Genomic DNA, 22,682 nt, shown 5'->3' on the forward strand with positions numbered 1-22,682 from the left:
CACACGTGTTGGACCAGTCTCCCGTGGCCTCAGCGGAGGGGACACACCCGGCAACATTCCGAACCCGGAAGTTAAGCCCTCCAGCGCCGATGGTACTGCCGGGGAAACCCGGTGGGAGAGTAGGTCGCCGCGGGAACCACACACGGTCGAGGCCGCCCAAACGGGCGGCCTCGATCTGTTTCTCCAGCATGTTTTCCGTACCGGGCCTCCACCGCGCGATGCTCTCCTCCGTCGATTCCGGGGCAGGGTTCGTCGTCTACGGTGCACGTCAACGACCAGGAGCGATCCAGGTGTCCCAGGGCCAGCCACCCGAGCGCGGGCGTCGCGAGTCGACGCCACCCCGCGGTCGCGGCGCGCCGCGGCGCGACAACCGTGGCGGGCCGCGTACCTCCCGGCCCGACGCCGAGGATCCCGGTCGGTCGCTCGGTGCCCCGACCGGCGCGCGGACGCCGGTCGGTCTCGACCGTGCCAAGGCGCGGGCAGGCGCACTGCCGCGTCCGGGGCGTGAGAGCACCGCGCCGCCGCGTCCCGAGCTTCCCGAAGACGAGGAACCGCAGCTGCCGAAGGGCGTGCGTCGCGAGATCGACCGCGTCATCGGGCGGAGCCGGCGTGGCAGCGACATCGCGCTCGCGCTCAGCATCGGTGCGGCCGCCATCGACGAGGAACGCCTCGACGTCGCCCTGCCGATGCTGGCCTGGGTCAAGCACGAGGCGCCACGCATCGCTGCGGTACGCGAGGCGTACGGCGTGGCGCTGTACCTCGACGAACAGTTCGCCGCCGCGCTCAGCGAACTGCAGGCCTACAAGCGCATCTCCGGCCAGGTCGACCAGAACCATCTCATCGCCGACTGCCTGCGCGCCCTCGACCGGGGCGTGGACCGCATCGTCGACGCCGCCGCCGAGCTCGTCCACGCCGACGGCGCCCCCGAGGACCGGCGTGCGGAAGCCGCGATCGTGTGGGCGTCCGCACTCGCCGACGACGGCGACGTCGGAGCCGGGCGTGCCGTGCTGCGCGCCTACCTCCAGCGTGCCGGCGCGGGGCAGGGTGAACACGTGCTGCGGGCCCGCTACGCCCTCGCCGAGCTGGCCGCACGCGACGGCGACCCCCGCGACGCCGCCGAGCACTACCGCACGGTCCTCGCGATCGACCCCGACTTCCTCGACGTGAGCGACCGGATCGACGCGCTGGAGGCGTGACCGTCAGGGTCAGCCGATCGGGGTCAGCGTTCCCTCGTCGCGACGGCGGAAGTAGCGCACCAGGCCGGCGGCGTTGGAGGTGTAGCCCGACAACAGTTCGATGCGACGCTCGGCGTCCGGATCCTCGTCGAGGTCGGTGAACGCGAGCTCGCTGGCGAAGCGGTGCTGCAGCGTCTCGGCCACGTGGTCGAGTTCGGTCCCGGTCGGGCCACCCGCGATGGCGTCGCGATAGGCGGACTCGGCGGTCGCCGCCCACAGCCGGAGCCGCTCCTCGGCTTCGTGGAGGGCCTCGTCCGGAGGATCGACCGGCCCGTAGTGCGCCAGGTAGACCCGCGACGGCTCGCGCTCCCGGTACCGCCCCAGCGAGGCGAGCGCGGCCTCGAGGTGGAAGTCCGCCGGCGGCGTGGCGGGGCGGATGTGGGTCATCCCCGGCAGCTTGACGCCGACGGAATCGCCCGAGAACACCGCGCCGGTGTCGGTGTCGTACACGCCCACGTGGTGCTTCGCGTGCCCGGGGGTGTAGAGCAGCTCGAGTTCGCGTCCACCGCCGAGGTCGATGACGTCGCCGTCCGTCACGGCCAGCATCCGGTCGGCCTCGATGGGGGTGCACGCGCCGTAGACGGTGTCGTACAGCGGCCCGTAGACCCGCTTGGACGAGTCGTTCAGGCGTTGCGGCTCGTGGAGATGCGGCGCACCGACCTCGCTGACGACGATCGTGGCGTTGGGGAAGGCCCGGGCGAGGTCGCCCGCGCCGCCGGCGTGGTCGAGGTGGATGTGGGTCACCACGACGTAGGCGAGGTCGTCGGGATCGAAGCCGAGCGTGCGCAACCCGGCGATGACGTTGCCGATGCTGCGCGCGGGCCCGCACTCGATCAGCGCCGGCCGCGGTGCGGTCAGCAGGAATCCGGCGGTGACCGTCCGCATGCCCCCGGTCAGGGTGTCCAGGGCGAGCACCCCGTCGTCGTAGCGTTCCACCGGGGACGCCGTGGGCCCGGCATCGTCGCCACCAGCGCTGGACTCGGACACGCCCGACCTTTCCACAGCCTGTGGCGAGCCTAGTGACGACGCGGCCCTGCGCGGTCGTAGCGTGCTGGTCCAGTCATCGACCAGGACGAGGAACCATGACCACGCCCGCGACCATCGCCCCGGACGACACCCCGACGCCATGGGCGGTCAACGAGGTCCACATCGTCGGCCGGGCGAGCGGAACACCGGAGCGCCGGGTCCTGCCCTCGGGCGACGAGCTCGTGTTGCTGCGGATCGTCGTCCCTCGACCTGAGGGCGGGGCGGACACCATGCCGGTCACCGTCGGTCCGGCACCGGCCCGCGGACGGCCGGGCGCGGGCCAGGTCGGGCGGCGGTTGCTCGCCCAGGCCGAGCGCACGGTCCCCGGTGCCCGGGTCGCGGTAGACGGCGCCCTGCGCCGGCGCTGGTGGGCGACCCCGACCGGTCGGGCCAGCCGGATCGAGGTACGGGCCAGCAGCGTGACCGTGGTGCGCGAGCCGGACGAGACGTGAAAGGGAACGGCCCGGCTCGGCGCGCCGCCATGTCAGCGCGCGTCGGTGTCCTCGAAGTCCTCGTCCTCCTCCTCGCTCGGGTCGTCCTCGGCCGGCACCCGGTCCCCGGGCAGCGCCACGTGCAACAGCGCCTGGCCCGGCTGCACCAGCGGCAGGGTGGTCGCACCGACCACGAAGCCTTCCTCGGCGGCCTCGTGGGTGGCACGCTCCTCACCGAGCGGGCTGGACGTGGTCCACAGCGGCTGCCCCTCCTGCAGGTGGTCGCCGGCGGCGACGTGCAGCTCGAGCAGGCCGCCGCGTTCCGCCCGCAGCCACCTCGACTCGTGCAGGACCATCGGCGCCGGATGGGCGGGCGGTGGCGCGGCGTCGGTCATCTCGAGCCGGTTGAGGACCCGCAACACGCCGCGGGTCGCGACGTCGATCGCGTCGTCGTCGAAGCGCAGCGGCCCGCCACCCTCGTAGGTGAGCACCGACACGCCGCGTTCGCCGGCGGCCTCGCGCAACGATCCGGGCCGCAGTCTCGCGTCCAGCACGAAGGGCGCGCCGAACGTCACCGCGAGGTCGCGGGCGCGCTCGTCGCCGGTGTCGACCCGGACCTGGGGCACGTTGGTGCGCTGGTTCGCCGCCGTGTGCAGGTCGATCCCCACGTCACTGCCGTCGATGACCTCCTCGACGAGCAGCCGCGCGATGCGGGCCGCCATCGACCCGTCGTGGGAACCGGGGAAGGTCCGGTTGAGGTCGCGCCGATCCGGCAGGTACCGGGACCCGATCTGCACGCCCAGCACGTTGACGATCGGCACGACGACCACGACGCCGTCGAGCTCGGCCGGGTCGAGGCGGTCGAGCAACGCCCGGCACACCGCGATGCCGTTGAGCTCGTCGCCGTGCACGGCGGCCGTGACGAACACGCGTGGGCCGTCGCCGGTGCCGTTGATGACCGCCATCGGCAGCGTGGTGCGGTCCCCGGTGTAGGACTCGGACGCCGAGGGGAACAGGTCCCGGCGCTCGCCCGGCGCCACGCTGACCCCGGCGACGCTCACGGGGCCGTTCACGGGGTCGGCGCCGTGGCCGCAGCGGATCCCGCGACGGTCGCCAGGTACCCGTTGGCGGGGTCGACGAGACAGTGGTCCTCGAGCGTGAGGCGACCGAGCAGCATCCGGAAGATCATCCCGGTGCGGTCGGTCAGGGTGATGTCGGCGACGGTGTCCAGGGGGCCGCACACGATGCGGGTACGCACGACCGGGCGGCGTTCGGCACGCGCTCCCGTGTCCTTGACCACCTTGTGACCGACGACCACCGACTCGATCTCGTGGTGGCGGGGCGCGTCGCGATGACCGAGCACGACGTCGAACCGGACGATCGGAAGCGGACCCGCCTCGCCGTCGTGGTGCTCGCCGATCTCCTCGAGGCTGGTCACGTGCAGTGCACTGGAGCGGGCGCCCGTGTCGAGCTTGCCGCGCAACTGCAGACCCCATTCGGGCAGCGTCACGTGCTCCTTCCAGCCCAGGACCGGCAGCTGCCGGTGGTCGGGAGGGGACGGCACGGTGCGGCTTTCGCTTCGACGGTCGGGACCCGCCGCAGCGTAGAGGCTGCCTCCGTGCGCTCCGGCCAACGCCTGCCCGCTCACGGCCGTGGCGGCGGGGACGTGGGGGGAGCCGAGCGGCGGACCGGATGGAAGGTGTCCTGCCCTCGCCGCCGCCGACCACGGTCGAGGAGCAACACCAGGAACAGCCCGGCGACGAAGCCGGCGATGTGTGCCTCGTAGGCGACCCCGTCGCCGACCGGGTTGCGCACCGCGACGTACTGCAGCGCCAACCAGCCCATCAGCAGCAGCCATGCGGGCATGGCGACCACGGCGAACAGCACCAGCCACGTACGGATCTTCACCTTGGGCAGCACGATGGCGAGCAGGTACAGCGGGAACGGCACCAGGGTGAACACCCGCGCACGCGGGAACATCACCAGGTAGGCGCCGAGGATCGCCGCGATGGCGCCGGACGCCCCGACCAGCGGCGTGTACGACCCGGACCCGGCGGTGTTGACCGCCACGTGCGCCGCGGTCGCGGCCAACCCGCCGGCGAGGTAGAAGCCCACGAACCGCCGTCGGCCCAGGCGGTCCTCGACGTTGTTGCCGAAGATGACCAGGAACAGCAGGTTGCCGAGCAGGTGGGCGAGGCTGCCGTGCAGGAACATCGCGGTGATGGCCGACACGAGCACGTTCTTGCCGCCGCCCTCTGCCGCGCACTGGCCGAGCACCGTCTGCAGTTCGTCGCCCTGCAACGCCTGCACCTCGAGCAGTTCGCGGGGCACCGCGGCGAAACGGTAGATGAACGCGTACTGCTCACAGCCGGTGAGCGTGACCTGGTAGGCGAAGACCGCGACGTTGAGGACGACGAACAGCCAGGTGATGACGGCGCGGCGATGCGTCGGATTGACGTCGCCGACGGGCAGCACCATCACGCGGCGGCGATCACAGCACGGCCCGCAGGCGCAACAGGTCGGTCATCGAGGCATCGAGCCGGACCCGGTTGGTGGCGTAGGCGCGGGAGAAGGGCAGCTCGCCCGCGGCGATGGCGACCAGGTCGTCGGAGCGCACCGAGATCCGGATGTCGGCGCGCCGTGCCGGCGGTTCGTCCATCACGAACAGCTCGCCACGACGCCATTCGGCATGGCGGACGTAGTCGATGTCCGGGCAGCGGGCCTCGATGGTCCGCTTGCTCGGCAACAGGGCCCGCAGATCCTCGTCGACGTCGCCGAGTCGCCCCAGCAGCTGCAAGAGGACGGCATCGACCTCCTCGACGGTGGCCACCGGGGCGGGCTCCTGCGGGGTCGGGGACGCTCGGATGCGAGCCGCGACGCTAGCAGCCGGCGTCCGCGGCCCTCCCCGGCCGACCGGCGCGGCCCCGTCTCCCCGCGGCTCGGCACTAGCGTCCCCGCAAGCCGATCGAGGGAGTGAACGTGAGGCGGCTGTTGCCCGAAGCGCGCGACGAGACCATGGAACGGGTCTACGAGGAACTGCTGCTCGTCGGCCCGGTCGGCGGCCGCAGTGGTGTGAGCCTCGGCATGGTGGCTTCGGTCGACGGCGCCGCCGCGGTGGCCGGGCGTACGGCCGATCTCGGTGGTGTCGCGGACCAGGCGGCCTTCGGGGCGCTGCGGGCGGCCGCCGATGCGATCCTGGTGGGTGCCGGCACCGTGCGGGCCGAGAACTACGGTCCCGGGACCGGCTCCGCCGCGCGCCGGCAGCAGCGGCGGGCGAAGGGGCTGGCGGAAGTTCCGCGCCTGGCCGTGGTGAGCAACCGGCTCGACCTGGAGCCCAGCGCGCGTGTCTTCACCGACCCCGCGCATCCGCCGTTGCTGATCACCTGCGCCCGAGCGGTCGCCGAGCGACCCGACGTCGCGGCCGCCGGCGAGGTGATGGTGGCCGGCGAGGAGGCGGTCGATCTGACCGTGGTGCCGCGCGAGCTGGCATCGATGGGCCTCGGACGCGTGCTGTGCGAGGGTGGCCCACGCCTCAATGCCACCCTGTACGCGCTCGGCCTGGTCGACGAGATCTTCCTGACGTTGACGCCGTCGCTGGTCGGTGGTGATGCCGCCCGGATCATCGGGCCGGCCCCTGACGGAGCGGCCCATCCGCTCCGCGACCTCGAACTGCTCGAACTGCGCGAGCACGGCAGCGAACTGCTGCTGCGCTACCGCGTCGTCGGCGACGGACCGGTCGATCGTCTGTAGGCGGGTCCGCCAGGGATGGTTGCTAGCCTGAGCCCCTCGATCCGGACGAGGAATCCCACGTGAACGACGCCCTGCAGCGCTACATCGAAGCCGCCTCGGGTCTGACCCAGGTGACCGCGAAGAAGGCGGAACGCATCGTCAAGAACCTCGTGCGTTCGGGCGAGGCCGCCGGTGACCAGGTCGGTGATCTCGTCGACGACCTGCTCGAGCGCAGCGGCAGGAACCGCGAAGCGATCGTCGCGCTCGTCAAGGCCGAGTCCACCCGCGCCGTCCGCAGCATGGGGCTGGCCACGAACAAGGAACTCGAGCGCGTCCAGAAGCAGGTCTCCGACCTCAAGCGCTCGCTGTCACGCTCCGGCCGTGCGACGTCGGACGGCAGCGACGGCGCGCCGTCCGCGACCACTCCCGTCGCGGCGAAGAAGACCGCGGCGAAGAAGACCGCGGCGAAGAAGACGGCGGCGAAGAAGACGGCCGCGAAGAAGACCGCGGCGAAGAAGACGGCGGCGAAGAAGACGGCGGCGAAGAAGACGGCGGCGAAGAAGACGGCGGCGAAGAAGACGGCGGCGAAGAAGACGGCCGCGAAGAAGACGGCCGCGAAGAAGACGGCCGCGAAGAAGACCGCGGCGAAGAAGACGGCCGCGAAGAAGACGGCCGCGAAGAAGACCGCGGCGAAGAAGACCGCGGCGAAGAAGACGGCCGCACGCGAGGTGCCCGTCGAGCGCGACGTGGTCGTGGAGCACGCCGCGGACGACGTCCGCCGTGATGCCAGCGCCGGTTCGGACACGCCGCCGGAGACGTCGGCCGTGCTCGCCGAGACCCTCGACCAGATCACCGGCGGCAACGACTCGTGACCGACGCCGACCGCGTGGCCGACGCCGGCACCGATGGGGCGCTCGACGGACTGGCGGACGCACTCCGGTCCGTCGACACCCTGCCGGTCGGCGAACGCGTCGCCGTGTTCGAGCGGCTCAACGACGGCATCGCCCGCGAGCTCGCCCGCCTCGACGAGGTCTGAGCGATCAGCCCGTCGCGTCGCCGGCTCGACGCCGAACTCGTCCGCAGGGGCCTGACCGTCAGCCGCACCGAGGCCCAGGAGGCCATCGCCGCCGGCCTGGTCACCGTCGACGGCGCCCCGGCGCTCAAGTCGGCGACGCAGGTGCACGCGGGCCAGGCGATCGTGGTCGCGGCACCGGCCCGTCGATTCGTCTCGCGTGGCGGCGAGAAGCTCGCGCATGCGCTGGAGCGCTTCGCGGTCGACCCCTCCGGCCGGCGTTGCCTCGATGCGGGTGTCTCCACCGGCGGCTTCACCGACTGCCTGCTCCAGGCCGGCGCCGCCCACGTCCTCGCCTACGACGTCGGCTACGGACAGGTCCACGAGAAGCTGCGTCAGCATCCCCAGGTCACGGTGCAGGAGCGCACCAACGTCCGCGACCTGACGTCTGACCTGCTGCCGCCACCCCTGCCGGACCTGATGGTGGCGGACCTGTCGTTCATCTCGCTCGCCGGGGTGCTGCCGGCGCTGCGGCCGCTGCTCGCCGACCCTGCCGAGGCGGTCGTGCTGGTCAAGCCGCAGTTCGAGGCCGAACGCGAACAGGTGGGCAAGGGAGGCGTGGTCCGTGACCCGGACGTCTGGCGCCAGTGTCTGCTGCGCGTTGCCGATGCGGCCCGCTCGCTAGGGTGGCGACGGCTGGACGTGACCGCCTCGCCGTTGCTCGGACCCGCCGGAAACGTGGAGTTCCTCATGCACCTCGAAGCCGCCGGCGCGGACGAGCCCGGCTTCGACGACGTGCTGGCGGCGGCGGTCGCCGAGGGACGCGCGCATCGCTCCGGGGCGGGTTCGTGAAGGTCGGTCTGGTCGTGCACGCGGGCCGGGACGCCTCCGTCGCGGCGGCACGCCGGGCGTCGCAGACGCTCGCCGAACACGGGGCCGAGGTCGTCGTCGCCGACGGCGCGATCCCGGACGAGGAGTCGCCGACCGACCCCGCTGGCGTCGCGACCCTGGTGGATCCCGACGCGTTCGCGCACGGCCTCGACCTCGCAGTCTCGTTCGGTGGCGACGGCACGTTCCTGCGAGCCGCCCACCTGTGCCGCGATGCCGACGTCCCCGTCCTCGGCGTCAACCTCGGACGGCTCGGCTTCCTCGCCGAGGTCGAGCACGAGGAGGTCGCCGCGGCGTTGCGCACCGTCGTCACCGACGGGTTCGCCGTCGAGTCCCGGGCGACCCTCGAGGTCCGGGCCCACGCACCGGACGGCACGTTGCTCGCCAGCGGCTGGGCGCTCAACGAGGTCGCGCTGGAGAAGACGGCGAGGCAACGCCTGCTGCTGATGGACGTGCACGTCGACCAGACGATGTTCGCGAAGGTGCCGGCCGACGCGTTGATCGTGGCGACCAGCACGGGTTCGACCGCCTATGCCCTGTCCGCCGGAGGTCCGATCGTCTCGCCGCGGGTGCCCGCCACCCTGGTCGTGCCGGTCGCGCCGCACACGCTGTTCGACCGGACCGTCGTCGCCGCCCTCGACGAGGAGATCCGGGTCGACCTCGTGGCCGACCAGGCGCCGGCGGTGGTGTCGTGCGATGGGCGTGAACCGGTCCTGCTCGAACCCGGCGGGTGGGTGAGCGTCCGCGGCGACGGCCGTCCGGTGCGGCTCGCTCGCGTGGGTGCCCTCGATTTCTATGCGCTCGTGCGCCGCAAGTTCGGGCTCCGTTGATTCCACCCGGCGCGTTCCCCAAGCGCCGTCACGGGGACACGCGTCGGGTCACGCGGCCTCGGTAGCCTGCCCCGAACCGTCGCCAGGAGCGGGCATGCTCGACCAACTGCACATCCGTGGGTTGGGCGTGATCGAGGACGCCGAACTGCGCCTGTCGCCCGGACTCACCGTCGTGACGGGGGAGACGGGCGCCGGGAAGACGATGGTCGTGACGGCGCTGCAGTTGCTGCTCGGCGCCCGCGCGGACAGCGGCCTGGTTCGCAGCGGAGCGTCGCTCGCGCTCGCCGAGGCCGTCGTGAGCCCGCCGCCACCGGAGGCGGCGGAGTGGCTCGGTGACGGGGACGACAGCCTGGTCGTCGCGCGCGAGATCCCGTCCGACGGCCGCTCCCGGGCGCGTGTCGGCGGTCGCCTCGCACCGGTGTCCGTGCTCGCCGACGTCCTCGGGCGCCACGTCGAGGTCCACGCGCAACACGAGCACGTCCGCCTGTCGCGCCCCGACGTGCAACGCGCCCTGCTCGATCGATTCGCCGGCGACGCGCACGCCCGCGCACTGCAGGACTACCGCGCCGCCTTCGACACCTGGAAGCAACTGGCCCAGCGGCGTGAACGCCTGCAGCAGGACGCACGCGAGCGGGCGCGTGACCTCGACCGGCTCCGGTTCGAGGTCGACGAGATCGACCGTGCCGAGCTCGACCCGGCGGCGGACGCCACCCTCGATCGCGACCTGGACCTGCTGGCCAACGCCGAGGAGGTGCAGTTGGCGGCGGCGACGGCCGCGCAGGCGCTCGGAAGCGACGGCGCGGGCGAACCGGTCGGGGTGGCCCTGGACGCCCTGCGGCGGCTGCACATCGACGATCCCGCCCATGCCGACCTCGTCGCTCGCGCTGCCGCGGTGGCGGCCGAGCTGACCGAACTCGCCATCGACGTGCGCAGCTACGGCGAGCAGGCCGAGGCCGACCCCGAGCGACTCGCGGAACTGCAGGACCGCCGGGCGCTCATCAACCAGCTGCTGCGCAAGTACGGGCCGGACATGCCGGCGGTGCTGACCTACGCGGAGCAGGCACGTGCCCGGCTCCTCGAGCTGGAATCCGAGGAAGCCGACGCCGATGGGCTCGACGCGCGGGTGGCCGACGCCCGCGCACGCCTCGCCGAGCTGGCGCAGGACGTCCACCGCGGGCGGACCCTCGCGGCCGAACGCCTGTCCGAGGTCGTCGACGGGCATCTGGGTGACCTCGCCATGCCGCACGCCCGCTTCGAGGTCGAGGTCGCCCACGACGACGGCGAGCCCGGCCACGACGGTCTCGACCGCGTGACCTTCCTGCTCGCGGCCAATCCGGGGGAGCCGGCACGACCGCTGGCCCAGGCGGCCTCGGGCGGCGAGCGCTCCCGGGTCTCCCTCGCCGTCGAGGTCGCACTCGCCGACGTCGACGACGCGCGGGTGCTGGTGTTCGACGAGGTGGATGCCGGCATCGGCGGGGCGACGGCGCTCGCCGTGGGGGAGAAGCTCGCCCGGTTGGCACGTGGCAGCGACGGACGCCCGCGGCAGGTGCTGTGCGTGACCCACCTCGCGCAGCTCGCCGCCTATGCCGACGTGCACTACGTGGTGGAGAAGGGACTGGCCGCCGGCCGCACCGTCACCTCCGCCCGTCGCGTCGACGATGATCAGCGCGCCACCGAACTGGCGCGGATGCTCGGCGGTGACGCGACCGCTGCGGCGGGTGTCGAGCACGCCCGGGAACTGCTCGCGCTCGCCCGCCGACCAGCGATCTGACGGCCGAAGACGGCCGGTGGCGGACGTGGCCGTCCGTCGGTACCTTGCGGTTGTCGGTCGGCTGACCAGGAAGTCGTCGGAGTAGCCACCGACGCCGCCGGACTCGCTCCCCGGTGTGCGTGATCTCGCTCGCCTCCTCCGTCCCGGAGTTCCATCCTGACTCGTGCGCTCGCCCCTGCCCGCGCGCGTGCGAACGGCCTCGGCCGTCGCATGCCTGCCACCGTCTCGCTCGTCGTCGCCGCCGTCGCCCTGCTCACGCTGCCGCACGCGACGGCCGACCGTGACCGCCCCGCGCCGGTCCTTGCTGGCCCGCTCGCGATGGGTCTGGTCGACACCGTCGATGCCGTCGAAGCCCTGGAAGCCGCCGACGCCGCCGAACCGGGCGACGCCGGGGGATCGGCGACACCGGTTGGCCCGCCGGCGACGAGCACCGAGGTGTTCGCCGTCGTCGAAGGACTCGACCTGCGTCTTCCGGCCGACGAGGTGGTGGCGCTCGGCTTCCACGAAGCCGCCGCCTCGGCGGCCCTGCCCCTGTCCCCGGTCGGAACCTGGGAGCAGACGGAGGACCCCAACGGTTTCGACCCGGCCGACATCGCCTCCACCGATGGCCCGGAGTTCCTGGTGTTGCCCAGTCGGCAGCGCGCCCAGCATCCGACGAGCGCCGCCGATGTCGTGCTCGAGGAGACCGAGCGGGTCGTCGCGCCCGTCGACGGGGTCGTGGTCGCGGTGGCGGACTACCACCTGTACGGCAAGGTGACCGACACGCTCGTGCACATTCGCCCGACCGACCGTCCGGACCTGCGGGTGGCGGTGCTGCACCTCGACGGCGCCAGCGTCGCCGAGGGCGATCAGGTGCTGGCGGGGGAGACCGTGATCGCCCCGGCCGCGCGACTGCTCGACTTCCCGAGCCAGATCGACCGGTTCGTCGGCGCCGCGCTGCCACACGTCCACGTCGAGGTGACCCGCAACGAGGTCGCCGCCTGAGTTCCGACCAGCACCGGAAGCCAGCCGCCGGCCATTCGGCCGGGTAGATTTCCGCGCTCAGTGCCCCGTCGAGCAAGGACCCTGCTCTGCGCCGATCCCGCGCGCTGTTCGGCCGTCAGCGCCGTCGATCGCCGTACGCGCTGGTCGCCCTCGGTGGGTTGATCGCGAGTGTGGCGGTGGTGGTGACCGTCGGCGTCGTCGTGGGCGCGGGCACCGCCGTCGCGACGGCGAGCAGCACCTCGGCGGGCGTCGACCACCCGATCGCGCGGGGTGGCGGTGGGCTCGCGCCGGCGGCCCAGGAGCGCCCGGCGCGCTCCGCGCAGGCCCCGGCCGACGCCGACGCCGCGACCGAAGCAGCGGACCGTCCCGCGGCATTCGCCCGGGTGGAGGGGCTCGAGTTGCTCCTGCCGGCCGAGGAGATCGTCGTTCTCGGCTTCCACGAGGCGGCGACCCGCGAGCCGCTCGCGCTCGAGCCCAACGGCACCGTGGTCGACCACCAGAACACCACCAAGTTCGACCCCCCGCCGTCCGACGCGGCCGGACCCGACTACGTCGTCCTGTCGTCCCGTGGGCGTCCGATGCCGGCCACCTCGGCGGCCGACCTGGTCTTCCCCGAGGGGATCGCGATCCGCTCGCCGGTGGACGGCGAGGTGACCGACGTCCGCGAGTACTTCCTCTACGGCAAGTACCGCGATCACCGCATCGAGATCGAACCGGCGCAGGCGCCGCACCTTCGGGTCGTGATGATCCACGTCGACGGTGCCAGCGTCGCCGTGGGGGACCGGGTGGTCGCGGGCGAGACGATCGTCGCACGACAGGCACTGCGTTTTCCCTTCTCCAGCCACATCGACCGCTACACCGAGCCGCACCGGTTCGGACACGTCCACCTCGAGGTCAAGCCGGCGCCACCGCCGGGCAGCGGCGACGACCTCGACGCCGCCGGGTCCGCCGGCAGTTGACCGGCCCCGGTCGGCGTCGCCTCGTTGGCCGCGACACCGTCCGCCCGCTACCGTCGTCCGGGCCGCATGCGGCCGTGCCGAACATCCAGGAGGCCTTGCGGTGGTCAAGCACATCTTCGTGACCGGTGGTGTGGCTTCGGCGCTCGGCAAGGGCATCACCGCCGCTTCGCTCGGCCGTCTGCTCAAGAACCGCGGCCTGCGCGTGACGATGCAGAAGCTCGACCCCTACCTCAACGTCGATCCGGGCACGATGAACCCGTTCGAGCACGGTGAGGTGTTCGTCACCGACGACGGCGGCGAGACCGACCTCGACCTCGGCCACTACGAACGCTTCATCGACGAGAACCTGCACCGCGGCTCCTCGGTCTCCTCTGGTCAGATCTGGCAGTCGGTCATCAACAAGGAACGTCGGGGCGACTACCTCGGCAAGACGGTCCAGGTCATCCCGCACATTACCGACGAGATCAAGGCCAGGATCCACGGTGTCGCGGGGGCCGGTGGTGATCTCGTCGACGTCGTCATCACCGAGGTCGGCGGCACGGTGGGCGACATCGAGGGGCTGCCCTTCCTCGAGGCGATCCGGCAACTTCGCTACGACGTGGGCCGCGACAACATCTGCTACGTGCACTGCGCGCTGGTGCCCTACATCGCGGCCTCGAACGAACTCAAGACCAAGCCGGCGCAGCACTCGGTTCGCGAACTGCGGGCAGTCGGTATCCAGCCCGACGTCCTCGTGCTCCGCAGCGACCGCGACCTCGAGGACGGCCTGCGACGCAAGGTCGCCCTGCAGTGCGACGTCGAGGTGGAGGCCGTGATCGCGTCGGTCGATCGGTCCTCGCTGTACGAGGTGCCGCTCGGCATGCGCGAGGAAGGGCTCGACCGGGTGGTCGCGAAGCGTCTCGGTCTGCCCGACGTCGATCCCGACCTCAGCGAGTGGGAAGCCCTCGTCCAGCGGGTCCAGTCCGCCAAGGAGCGGGTGCGCATCGCGATCGTCGGCAAGTACGTCGAGCTTCCCGACGCCTACCTGTCGGTGGTCGAGAGCCTCCGCCACGGCGGCATCGCCAATGGCACCGACGTCGAGCTCGAGTGGATCGCCAGCGACGACCTGTCGCCGGCCGACGAGCACGCGATCGCCGGCACCGTCGCCCGGCAGCTCAGCGACGTCGACGGTGTGCTCGTGCCCGGTGGGTTCGGCGTCCGCGGGGTCGAGGGAAAGATCGCCGCGGTGCGCTACGCCCGTGAGCACGGGATCCCGTTCCTCGGTCTGTGCCTGGGGCTGCAGTGTGCGGTGATCGAGTTCGCCCGCAACGTGGCAGGCCTTCCCTTCGCGCACTCGTCGGAGTTCGAGCCGAACTCGCCCGACCCCGTCATCGACCTCATGCATGACCAGCGTGACGTCACCGACAAGGGCGGCACGATGCGGCTGGGCTCGTATCCGGCCAAGCTCAAGCCTGGCACGCGCACCCGCAGGGCCTATGGCGACGAACCGGTGATCTACGAGCGCCACCGGCACCGCTTCGAGGTCAACAACCGCTACCGCCAGCGACTCGAGGATCACGGGCTGCTGTTCTCCGGCCTGTCGCCGGACGACCGTCTGGTCGAGTTCGTGGAGCTGCCCGACCATCCCTGGTTCGTCGCGACCCAGGCCCACCCCGAGCTCAAGTCACGCCCGAACCGGCCGCATCCGCTCTTCGACGGGTTCGTCGCCGCGGCGCTCCAGCGCCGCCGCGAGACCTCCGGCCGTCTCCCGGTCGTCCTCGAGGAGGTCGCGATCGAGGCCGAGGGGGCGCAGTACGACGAGCCGACGGCGAGCGAACTGGCCGACGCGGTCGGATTCGACGTCGTGTCCGACTCGTTCTCCGCGGCCCGGGACTGACGAGCGCACGTCCCGCCCGCCGATACGGAGGCGCCATGGCCGCCTGGTTCGAGACCACCGACCGCCGCACCGTCTACGAGGGCCGGGCGAAGGTCCGCATCGACACCGTGCGGATGCCAGACGGCGACGAGGTCGAGCGCGAGATCGTCGAGCAACACCACGCGGTCGCGATGGTCGCCGTCACCGACGATCGCGAGGTGTTTCTGCTCAAGCAGTACCGCCAGGCGGTGGGCGCCTACGTCCTGGAACTGCCGGCCGGGATCATCGACCCCGACGACCCTTCGCCGGAGGCAGCCGCGCACCGGGAGCTGATCGAGGAGATCGGCCACGACACCGACGAGCTGCAGTCGCTGACGGTGTTCTTGAACTCGGCGGGCTGGAGCACCGAACGCACCCATGTCTTCCTGGCACGCGACCCGCAGCCCGCACCGATCCCGGACGACTTCGTCGTCGAGCACGAGGAAGCGGACATGGAGGTCGTGCGTCTCCCGCTGGCCGAGGCGGTGGCCCTGGTCGCCGCAGGCGAGGTGACCGACGCCAAGACGGTGATCGGTCTGCTCCTCGCCGAACGTGCCCTGTCCGGCTGAGCTGCCGGGAGCCGGCGCCGCGGCTCACTACGCTGCGCCGCAACCCACGACGGGAGCGCTGCATGGGGGCGGAGCCGGTGTCCGCCACGAACGCTTCTGCCGCCGTGCCCGGGCTGACATCGAGATATATCGACCATCTCCGGGCGGAACGCGGCCTGTCGGGGAACACCGTCGACGCGTATCGCCGTGACCTCGCCCGCTATGCCGACTACCTCGCGGACATCGGGGTGCCCGATCCCCGCGACGTCGCAGCGGACGACCTCGAGGCCTACGTCGGCTGGTTGCGGGGCCGCAGCAACGAGCGGGGCCGGCGGTACGCCGAGTCGTCGATCGCGCGGATGGTGGTGGCGGTCCGAGGATTCCACCGCTTCCTCGCCCGCGAGGGTCTGGCGCCGCAGGACGTGTCCGCCGACGTGGTCACGCCCCGCGCGCCGCGGTCGTTGCCGAAGGCGCTGTCGGTCGCCGAGATCGAGGCGCTGCTCGGCGCCCCGGTCGGCGACGGGCCGCTGGTGCTACGGGACCGGGCCATGCTGGAGGTGCTGTACGGCGCCGGCCTGCGCATCAGCGAGCTGACCGGACTCGACGTCGACGACCTCGACCGGGTCGATCGACTGGTCCGGGTCCAGGGCAAGGGGGACAAGCAGCGCATCGTCCCCTTCGGTGAACCGGCGGCACAGGCACTCGACGCCTGGCTCGTCACCGCGAGACCCCGACTTGCCGGACGCTCGCCGGCACTGTTCGTCAACGCCCGCGGCGGTCGGCTCACCCGGCAGGGGGCGTGGAAGCTCATCGGTGGGCATGCCGACCGCGTCGGTCTCGGCGAGCGGGTGTCGCCGCACACGTTGCGTCACTCGTTCGCGACGCACTTGCTGGACGGGGGCGCCGACGTCCGGGCGGTCCAGGAACTGCTCGGGCACGCAAGTGTCACCACGACACAGATCTACACCCTGGTCAGCCGGGCCGCGCTGCGCAAGGTCTACGAGCAGGCGCATCCGAGAGCCCACCGGTCCCAACCTGTCGACATATAGGTATGTCGACACAGTGTCATCGATATGTCGACTCAAGCCAGTTGCGTCCGGCTTCGGCGCGGGTGGCGGGGAGTGGGCGACCCACCGAGGGGGCCGGTGAGGCGCGTCCGCGTGGTCGGCCGTGCAGCAACAGCCCGGCGTGTTCGATCCACGCGTCCGGGCACCCGTGAGTCTCGGGCGGTGTCGCTCGGGCTGATGCTCCCGGCGGCGATGAGGGCTCGAGGTCCGGGCCGTCGTGCGCGCCGCCGGTCACGTTGATGGAGCCCACCCCGGATGGGCTGCGGCCGGGTCACGGTCACCGTCGAGCACCTCGAGCGCCAAAGCGGCTCGGCCGTCTGCGCCTTCTTGCCGTCGCTGCTGCCGACCGCCGCCAAGATACGGGGAAGGCATGCCCGCATGGCAAAGTATTGGTGTAGTTAATCTCCTAAAAACCTCCTAAGATTGTGCTTGAGATTCGCCAAACGAGCAGCCATCGCCCGTCTCTGCGCATCCGAGGTGGAAGAACGGTCCATCCGCGTGGGCCATGGCGGGCACTCGAGAGAAATCGGGGGGCGTCGCACCGCCTGTCGAGGGCTCCGTGCTTCGCAGGCAGTCGCTTGCGCACCGGGTCCGACGCAGGTGCTCGCGCCCACAGGTCGAACGACGACGCGGCGCGCACCCGGACCGACGCTTGCGGCGATGCGCCGTCGCGGGACAAATCGGACGGCGCGCGCCGGGCCAAGGCGGAGTCGAGGGGAAGTGGCCGACGGAGGCGGGCAGCGCTGCCGTACCGGGGCGACCGCCGCACGCCGAGGGCGGCGGATCAGAAGGTCTGGCAACAGGCTGGGGCTCGACGAAGGTCGACACCGCTGCATCCCCTTCGGGTCGCGCCCGCGGCTGGCTCGCTGTCGAGGGGTGCTGCAGGCAATCGCCTGGGACGGAGCCGTGTGGCTGGACCCTGCCGCGGCCGCTGGGTGGGCAGGCGGAGGCCTCGAGCGCCCGCGCTGGGGTCGCCGCCAGGAACGACCGATCGCGCGCAGCCGGGCGAGGTGGCCGTGACAGTGACGCGCCAAGTATCCCGAGAGGAAAGGAAATGAAGTGATCTGTCGACATGTGGATCGGCATTGCCGGCTCCGATCCATGCCGGCTAGGGTCCGCTCGCGGCGTCCACGGCTCGTCTATCGGTATGTCGGGATGTCGCTTTGTCGAGAAATGACCCCACGGCAGGAACGCCGGAAGGAAGCATGGTGTCGCGAGAGACGGTCGGGCCGGAGATGCTCGGGGCGGCGAGCGCCGCGAACCTGCGGCCCCAGTCAGACCGACTGCGCCCGGGTGGTGGACCGGCCAAGCGGAAGCCGGCGCGGGTCATCGCCATGGCCAACCAGAAGGGCGGCGTCGGCAAGACCACCACGACGATCAACCTGGGCGCCGCGCTGGCGGAGGCCGGGGAGCGGGTCCTGCTGATCGACATGGACCCGCAGGGCTCCCTCGGCGTCGGCCTGGGCATCGAGCCGCACGCGCGCGAGGCGACGATCTACAACCTGCTGATGCAGGACGGCACCGGTCTCGACGACACGATCGTCGAGACCGGCACCGAGGGGTTGCACCTGCTGCCGGCGAACATCGACCTGGCCGCGGCCGAACTCCTGCTGGTGCAGGAGGTGGCACGGGAGCAGGCGCTCGAGCGTGTCGTCGACCGACTCCGCTACCGCTACGACCACATCCTGATCGACTGCCCGCCCAGCCTCGGACTGCTCACGATCAACGGATTGACCGCAGCCGACGGCGTCATCGTCCCGCTCGAGTGCGAGTACTTCGCGCTCCGGGGGATGTCGTTGCTGATGCAGACCCTCGAGCGGGTGCGCGACCGTCTCAACCCTGACCTTCAACTGGAGGGAATCATTGCCACCATGTTCGACCCCCGGACGCTCCATACCAGGGAAGTTCTGGAACGCGTCCGGGACGCGTTCGGCGACGTGGTGTTCACCACCACCATCAACAAGACGATTCGTTTCGCCGAGGCGCCCGTGGCGGGCGAATCCATCCTCAGCTACGCCGGCCGCTCGCGAGGCGCCACGGCCTACCGCGAGCTTGCCCAGGAGGTCCTGCAGCGTGAACCGTCGAGCTAGCCTGCCTGGCGCGGACGAGCTGTTCCGGTCCACCGCAGGCCGCGACGAGCGGCCGCGGTCCGAGCGGTCCCGCACCGACGACTCGCGGCCGCGTGCCCGACTCGCCCCCGCGCCGGAGGCGGAGTCACCCGAGGCGTCGGGTCGCGTGCGTCACGACCAGAAGATCACGGTCTATCTCACGGCGCAGGAGCTGCTCGACCTCGAGCAGGCCCGGCTGCGCCTCCGCGCAGACTTCGACATCGCCGTGGACCGCGGGCGCATCGTCCGGGAGGCGATCGCGGAACTCCTCCAGGAACTGTACGAGCGGGGACCGGACTCGGCCATGGTGCGCCGCCTGAGTTGAGCGTCCGGTCCGCTGTCGACGTGTCGCCATGTCGACTTCGCACGACGAGGGAAGACGACATGTCGACACTTGAGATCCCGGTCCTGATCGCCCGGAAGCGCGACGGGGAGGCTCTCGGACGCGAGGAGCTCCTGGCGTTCGTCGGCGCCTACGTGGCGGGCGAGGTCGACGACGCCCAGATGGCCGCCTTCCTCATGGCCGGGGTGATACGTGGTTTCTCGCGCGATGAAGCCGTCACCCTCACCGAGGCGCTGCTGCGGTCGGGAGATCGCATCGACCTCGGCGGCCTGCGGGGGCCGACCGTCGACAAGCACTCGACCGGCGGGGTCGGCGACACCACGACGCTCATCGTCGGCCCACTTCTCGCTGCGGCGGGATGTCAGGTCGCGAAGCTGTCGGGGCGTGGCCTGGGCCACACCGGCGGCACGCTCGACAAGCTGGAGTCGATCCCGGGTCTGCGGGTCGACCTCGGCGCCGACGAGCTCGAGGCGCAGGTGGAGCGCATCGGTCTGGCCGTCGCGGCGGCCACACAGGATCTCGTCCCCGCCGACAAGCGGCTGTACGCCTTGCGGGACGTGACCGCCACCGTCGCCAGCCCGGCACTGATCGCCTCCAGCGTCATGTCGAAGAAACTTGCCGGCGGCGCGCAGCACGTCCTGCTCGACGTCAAGGCGGGCGACGGTGCGTTCATGGAGTCCGTACCCGAGGCGCACGATCTCGCCCAGCTGTGCGTGGAGATCGGCGAGGCGCACGGCCGTCGCACCGGGGCGCTGGTGACCGACATGTCCCAGCCGCTCGGCGACGCCATCGGCAACGCGCTCGAGGTCGGCACCGCTGTCGAGGTGCTCCAGGGGGAGCGGGGCGGGCGGTTGCGCGACCTCAGTCTGGCACTTGCGGCGGGCCTGCTGGAGCTGACCGGCGTGGAACCGGGCGAGGCGAGTGACCGCGTCGCCGATCTGCTGGATCGAGGGGCGGCTCTGGATAACTTTAGGGAGTTCGTCGCTGCACAGGGTGGCGACACTTCCGTCGCCGAGGAACCCTGGGATGTCCTTCCGCGCGCACCGATCGTTGCCGAGTGGCGGCCTGGCGCAGGTTCGGTCCGCGGCTTCGCCTGCCGGCGCCTGGGCGAGCTGGCCGCGCTCCTCGGCGCCGGACGTCAGCGGCAGGGCGACACGTTGGACCCGGCCGTCGGTCTCGAGGTGCTACCGCGCATCGGGGACATGGTCCGCGACGGCGAGGTGGTGGCGCGCGTGCACGCGCGGACGGACGCCGCCGCCGAGCGGGTGCTGGCGGAGCTGTCGACCGCGGTCATGATCGGGGCCCACCCTGCCGAATCCGTCGAGCTGATCCACGAGCAGGTCGGCCTCTCCACGCGCTGACCTGCGCAAACGCGCCGAGATCCGCGTGGTGGAACGTTCTGGTCGGGTGAAGGGCTCGGCCCTCCGGCGAACGCGGACCAGCGCGCCCCGTGAGCGTCATCGACGGGACGGCGCCGCGCTCGCGGGGCACGGGCCTCAGGAGACGTGCGTCACGAAGCCACGCCGGTAGGCCTCGGCGACGGCCTGGGCGCCGGTGTCGACGCCGAGCTTCTGGTAGACGGACGTCAGGTGGTTCTTCACCGTCTTGATCGACACGGCAAGGGTCGAGGCGATCTCGCCCGGACGGAGGCCGCGAGCGAGCAGGCCGAGGATCTCGCGCTCGCGCACGGTCAGCGCCGGCGGCGGGGTCGTGTCCATGCCGGATCCGCCGGCCCCGTGACGCGCTTCGAGCGTGGTGCTGAGGTAGCGCTCACCCGCGGCGACACGACGGACGCCGTCGAGGAGTTCGGCGACGGGCGCCGACTTGGACACGAATCCCTCGGCTCCCAGTGCCAGGGCGTGCTGCAGGCTCGTGTCGTCGTCGTGCATCGACAGGAACAGGACGCGGACGGCCGGAACCAGCCGGCGCACCTGCTCGGCGGTGGAGAACCCGTCGGTACCCGGCATGGCGATGTCGAGCACGACCAGGTCCGGCTGCTGTTCGAGCACGGCGGCGACCGCGCTCGCCCCGTCGGCCGCTTCGGCGACGACGACCACGTCGGGTGCCTGCGCCAGCGCCTTGACGACGCTCTGGCGCACCAGTGTGTGGTCGTCGGCCACGACGACCCGTGTGGGCTTCACCGTGACCTCCCTGGACCGGATGTCGACGGCACCGGGCTGGTGGGACACCGCAGGTGGACCACCGTTCCGCCCCCGACCCGGTCACGGACGTCGAGCGTGCCACCGAGCCGGTCCGCGCGGTCCCGCATCGAGCGCAGCCCGATCCCGCCGCCTGCCTCGGGCGATGGGGTCGTGAAGCCCACGCCATCGTCCTCGACGACGAGCTCGAGGAGCGACGCGTCGCGCTCGAGGGTCACCGTGATGCGGTCCGCCCGCGCATGGCGAATCGCGTTGGACAGTGCCTCCTGCGCCACGCGGAGCACCTGCTCGACGCAGCGCGGATCGACGGGGGAGCGCCCGTAGGACGTGAAATCGATCGGCGGTGCGGACGGCGACGTCAAGCGATCGACATGTCGACGAATCTGCACATCGATGTCTCCATCCAGCGGCTTGCGCAGATCACTGATCGTTCCCCGCAACTCCTGCAGCGTGTGCCGGGCCAGGCCCGCGAGCCGGGTCATCTCCGCGGGATCGTCGTCGGTCGCCAGGGCGCGCATCTCGAGTTCCATGCGCAGGTGGGCCAAGGACTGTGCGACGCCGTCGTGCAGGTCGCCCGCGAGTCGCCGCCGCGCCGTGTCGGCCGCACGGGCCTGCGTCCCGTCGAACAGCCGGGCATTGTCCAGCGCGATGCCCGCATCTGCGGCGACCGAGGCCAGGCGTGGACGAGCCGCACGCCCGCGGTCGAGGTCGTCGAAGCCGATCAGTACGACGCCGGCGAGCTGGTCGGTACCGCCCAGTGCGAGCACCGTCCAGTGTCTGGCCGCCGCCGCGGCGGGTCGCAGCGCTTCGGGCAGCCCCTGGGGCGTGTGGAACCGGGCCGAGGCGGCCGTGGTCGCCGCGAGGGCGCGGAGCTCGTCCAGACGCACGCGGCGTGGGGTGCCGTGACCGACACCGGCGGCGGCCGTCGGCTCGAGGAAGCCGGCGTCCTCGACGTGCACCATCACCGCCGTGCAGGTGGTCAGGCTCCGGATCTCGGCCACCAGCGCAGCCGAGACGGTGGTCACGTCGAGACCACCGGGCAGGTGGTCGGCGATGGAGCGCAGTGCCGACAGCAGACGGTTGGCCTCCTGCAGCACGACGCGGTCACGAGCGGCCTGCGGTCCGAGCAGCGTCGTCAATGACCCCGTCGTCGCGCCTGCGAGAGGGAAGACCGCCGCGGCGGCCAGCGTGCTGCCGAGGCCGATGTGCGTGAGGTGGTCGTTCACCCCCAGCATGGCGGCCAGCGCGATGCCCGTCGCCGCACCGGCGGCGACACCGCCCGGAACCCCGGCGTGCCGGCCCGCGCGGATCGTGGCGAACAGCAGCCAGGCGAGCACCGGCAGCACCTGGCCCTGCAGCGCCAGGACGAGCGCGACACCGACGAGGGCGTCGAGGAGCAGCAAGCGCGGCGTGACGGTCACGAGCGCGGTCGACACGACGTACGCCACCAGCGCGGCGACCTCGAACACGCCGAACGGCTGGTCGCCGAGCGCGAACCCGATCGGGACCGTGGCGACCGCGGCCAGGCGCAGCCACGCCTCGGCGTCGAGCCCGGCGGCGAGCGCGCGTGTCCGCTCGGACACGAGCAGGCTGCGGGCACGTCCGGCGGCGAGGCCCTGGGCGGGGTCTCGCACCGTGCGCCTCCGACATCGCATCGACCGGGTGGCGGCCGGCCACCGGGCGACCGGGGGAAACGTC

The 22,682-nt window shown here is 71.9% G+C and carries 23 protein-coding genes and 1 rRNA gene; 17 read left to right on the forward strand and 7 right to left on the reverse strand.

The window, feature by feature from the left end; genetic code table 11:
- Positions 1-19 precede the first annotated feature (19 nt).
- Both rrf and ACERMF_RS07255 read left to right on the forward strand, forming a co-directional pair.
- A 5S ribosomal RNA gene (gene rrf, locus ACERMF_RS07250) occupies positions 20-136 on the forward strand.
- A 154-nt stretch (positions 137-290) separates the two neighbouring features.
- Positions 291-1,196 carry a hypothetical protein gene (locus ACERMF_RS07255; RefSeq protein WP_373668389.1) on the forward strand — a complete coding sequence of 302 codons (906 nt, stop codon included), beginning with the start codon at positions 291-293 and terminating at the stop codon, positions 1,194-1,196.
- A gap of 9 nt (positions 1,197-1,205) precedes the next feature.
- On the opposite strand, the gene ACERMF_RS07260 is transcribed toward ACERMF_RS07255, so the two are convergent.
- Positions 1,206-2,222, reverse strand: coding sequence for an MBL fold metallo-hydrolase (locus tag ACERMF_RS07260; RefSeq protein ID WP_373668390.1), 1,017 nt, complete (start codon positions 2,220-2,222; stop codon positions 1,206-1,208).
- Positions 2,223-2,317: 95 nt separating this feature from the next.
- Here ACERMF_RS07260 and ACERMF_RS07265 point away from each other — a divergent pair, with 95 nt between their 5' ends.
- Entirely contained in the window at positions 2,318-2,713 is a 396-nt protein-coding gene (locus ACERMF_RS07265) for a single-stranded DNA-binding protein (protein ID WP_373668391.1), read from the forward strand.
- Between the two features lie 32 nt (positions 2,714-2,745).
- On the opposite strand, the gene ACERMF_RS07270 is transcribed toward ACERMF_RS07265, so the two are convergent.
- Genes ACERMF_RS07270 through ACERMF_RS07285 form a run of 4 tightly spaced genes read right to left on the reverse strand, consistent with a single transcriptional unit; the run spans position 2,746 to position 5,522 of the window.
- Positions 2,746-3,765, reverse strand: a complete 1,020-nt coding sequence (locus ACERMF_RS07270) for a succinylglutamate desuccinylase/aspartoacylase family protein (RefSeq protein ID WP_373668392.1) — start codon at positions 3,763-3,765, stop codon at positions 2,746-2,748.
- Positions 3,762-4,340: an ATP-dependent zinc protease gene (locus ACERMF_RS07275; RefSeq protein ID WP_373668393.1), complete on the reverse strand. Its 579-nt coding sequence runs from the start codon at positions 4,338-4,340 to the stop codon at positions 3,762-3,764. The genes ACERMF_RS07270 and ACERMF_RS07275 overlap by 4 nt, the downstream gene beginning before the upstream one ends.
- Entirely contained in the window at positions 4,337-5,170 is an 834-nt protein-coding gene (locus ACERMF_RS07280) for a rhomboid family intramembrane serine protease (RefSeq protein ID WP_373668810.1), read from the reverse strand. Before ACERMF_RS07280 ends, ACERMF_RS07275 begins: the two co-directional genes overlap by 4 nt.
- Positions 5,171-5,183: 13 nt before the next feature.
- Complete coding sequence (locus tag ACERMF_RS07285) at positions 5,184-5,522, reverse strand: sterol-binding protein (RefSeq protein WP_373668394.1); 339 nt, start codon at positions 5,520-5,522, stop codon at positions 5,184-5,186.
- Positions 5,523-5,671: 149 nt separating this feature from the next.
- Here ACERMF_RS07285 and ACERMF_RS07290 point away from each other — a divergent pair, with 149 nt between their 5' ends.
- The 14 genes from ACERMF_RS07290 (at position 5,672) to ACERMF_RS07355 (ending at position 20,186) form a co-directional block, all read left to right on the forward strand.
- On the forward strand, positions 5,672-6,442 hold the full coding sequence (locus ACERMF_RS07290) for a dihydrofolate reductase family protein (RefSeq protein WP_373668395.1): 771 nt from the start codon (positions 5,672-5,674) through the stop codon (positions 6,440-6,442).
- A 59-nt stretch (positions 6,443-6,501) separates the two neighbouring features.
- Positions 6,502-7,293, forward strand: a complete 792-nt coding sequence (locus ACERMF_RS07295) for a phasin family protein (protein WP_373668396.1) — start codon at positions 6,502-6,504, stop codon at positions 7,291-7,293.
- The gene (locus ACERMF_RS07300) at positions 7,290-7,457 is read left to right on the forward strand and encodes a hypothetical protein (protein ID WP_373668397.1); all 168 of its coding nucleotides are present in this window, start codon (positions 7,290-7,292) and stop codon (positions 7,455-7,457) included. Before ACERMF_RS07295 ends, ACERMF_RS07300 begins: the two co-directional genes overlap by 4 nt.
- Positions 7,458-7,460: 3 nt before the next feature.
- The gene (locus ACERMF_RS07305) at positions 7,461-8,285 is read left to right on the forward strand and encodes a TlyA family RNA methyltransferase (RefSeq protein ID WP_373668811.1); all 825 of its coding nucleotides are present in this window, start codon (positions 7,461-7,463) and stop codon (positions 8,283-8,285) included.
- On the forward strand, positions 8,282-9,151 hold the full coding sequence (locus ACERMF_RS07310; protein WP_373668398.1) for an NAD(+)/NADH kinase: 870 nt from the start codon (positions 8,282-8,284) through the stop codon (positions 9,149-9,151). Before ACERMF_RS07305 ends, ACERMF_RS07310 begins: the two co-directional genes overlap by 4 nt.
- Before the next feature lie 94 nt (positions 9,152-9,245).
- Positions 9,246-10,922: a DNA repair protein RecN gene (recN, locus tag ACERMF_RS07315; protein ID WP_373668399.1), complete on the forward strand. Its 1,677-nt coding sequence runs from the start codon at positions 9,246-9,248 to the stop codon at positions 10,920-10,922.
- Between the two features lie 210 nt (positions 10,923-11,132).
- Positions 11,133-11,906: a hypothetical protein gene (locus tag ACERMF_RS07320; RefSeq protein WP_373668400.1), complete on the forward strand. Its 774-nt coding sequence runs from the start codon at positions 11,133-11,135 to the stop codon at positions 11,904-11,906.
- Between the two features lie 176 nt (positions 11,907-12,082).
- Positions 12,083-12,865, forward strand: coding sequence for a M23 family metallopeptidase (locus ACERMF_RS07325; RefSeq protein WP_373668401.1), 783 nt, complete (start codon positions 12,083-12,085; stop codon positions 12,863-12,865).
- Between the two features lie 100 nt (positions 12,866-12,965).
- Positions 12,966-14,741: a CTP synthase gene (locus ACERMF_RS07330; protein ID WP_373668402.1), complete on the forward strand. Its 1,776-nt coding sequence runs from the start codon at positions 12,966-12,968 to the stop codon at positions 14,739-14,741.
- A 35-nt stretch (positions 14,742-14,776) separates the two neighbouring features.
- A complete protein-coding gene (locus tag ACERMF_RS07335) occupies positions 14,777-15,328 on the forward strand; it encodes an NUDIX domain-containing protein (RefSeq protein ID WP_373668403.1) in 552 nt (183 codons plus the stop codon).
- A gap of 62 nt (positions 15,329-15,390) precedes the next feature.
- Positions 15,391-16,356, forward strand: a complete 966-nt coding sequence (gene xerD, locus ACERMF_RS07340; RefSeq protein WP_373668404.1) for a site-specific tyrosine recombinase XerD — start codon at positions 15,391-15,393, stop codon at positions 16,354-16,356.
- Between the two features lie 1,223 nt (positions 16,357-17,579).
- Positions 17,580-18,464, forward strand: a complete 885-nt coding sequence (locus tag ACERMF_RS07345; protein ID WP_373668405.1) for a ParA family protein — start codon at positions 17,580-17,582, stop codon at positions 18,462-18,464.
- Positions 18,448-18,807: a hypothetical protein gene (locus ACERMF_RS07350; protein ID WP_373668406.1), complete on the forward strand. Its 360-nt coding sequence runs from the start codon at positions 18,448-18,450 to the stop codon at positions 18,805-18,807. Before ACERMF_RS07345 ends, ACERMF_RS07350 begins: the two co-directional genes overlap by 17 nt.
- Before the next feature lie 59 nt (positions 18,808-18,866).
- Positions 18,867-20,186: a thymidine phosphorylase gene (locus tag ACERMF_RS07355; RefSeq protein WP_373668407.1), complete on the forward strand. Its 1,320-nt coding sequence runs from the start codon at positions 18,867-18,869 to the stop codon at positions 20,184-20,186.
- A 135-nt stretch (positions 20,187-20,321) separates the two neighbouring features.
- On the opposite strand, the gene ACERMF_RS07360 is transcribed toward ACERMF_RS07355, so the two are convergent.
- Positions 20,322-20,966: a response regulator gene (locus ACERMF_RS07360; protein WP_373668408.1), complete on the reverse strand. Its 645-nt coding sequence runs from the start codon at positions 20,964-20,966 to the stop codon at positions 20,322-20,324.
- Positions 20,963-22,618 carry a sensor histidine kinase gene (locus tag ACERMF_RS07365; protein ID WP_373668409.1) on the reverse strand — a complete coding sequence of 552 codons (1,656 nt, stop codon included), beginning with the start codon at positions 22,616-22,618 and terminating at the stop codon, positions 20,963-20,965. The genes ACERMF_RS07360 and ACERMF_RS07365 overlap by 4 nt, the downstream gene beginning before the upstream one ends.
- Between the last annotated feature and the right edge of the window lie 64 nt (positions 22,619-22,682).

Origin of the sequence: Egicoccus sp. AB-alg6-2 (assembly GCF_041821025.1) — a bacterium.
In the GTDB taxonomy this organism is placed as follows: domain Bacteria; phylum Actinomycetota; class Nitriliruptoria; order Nitriliruptorales; family Nitriliruptoraceae; genus Egicoccus.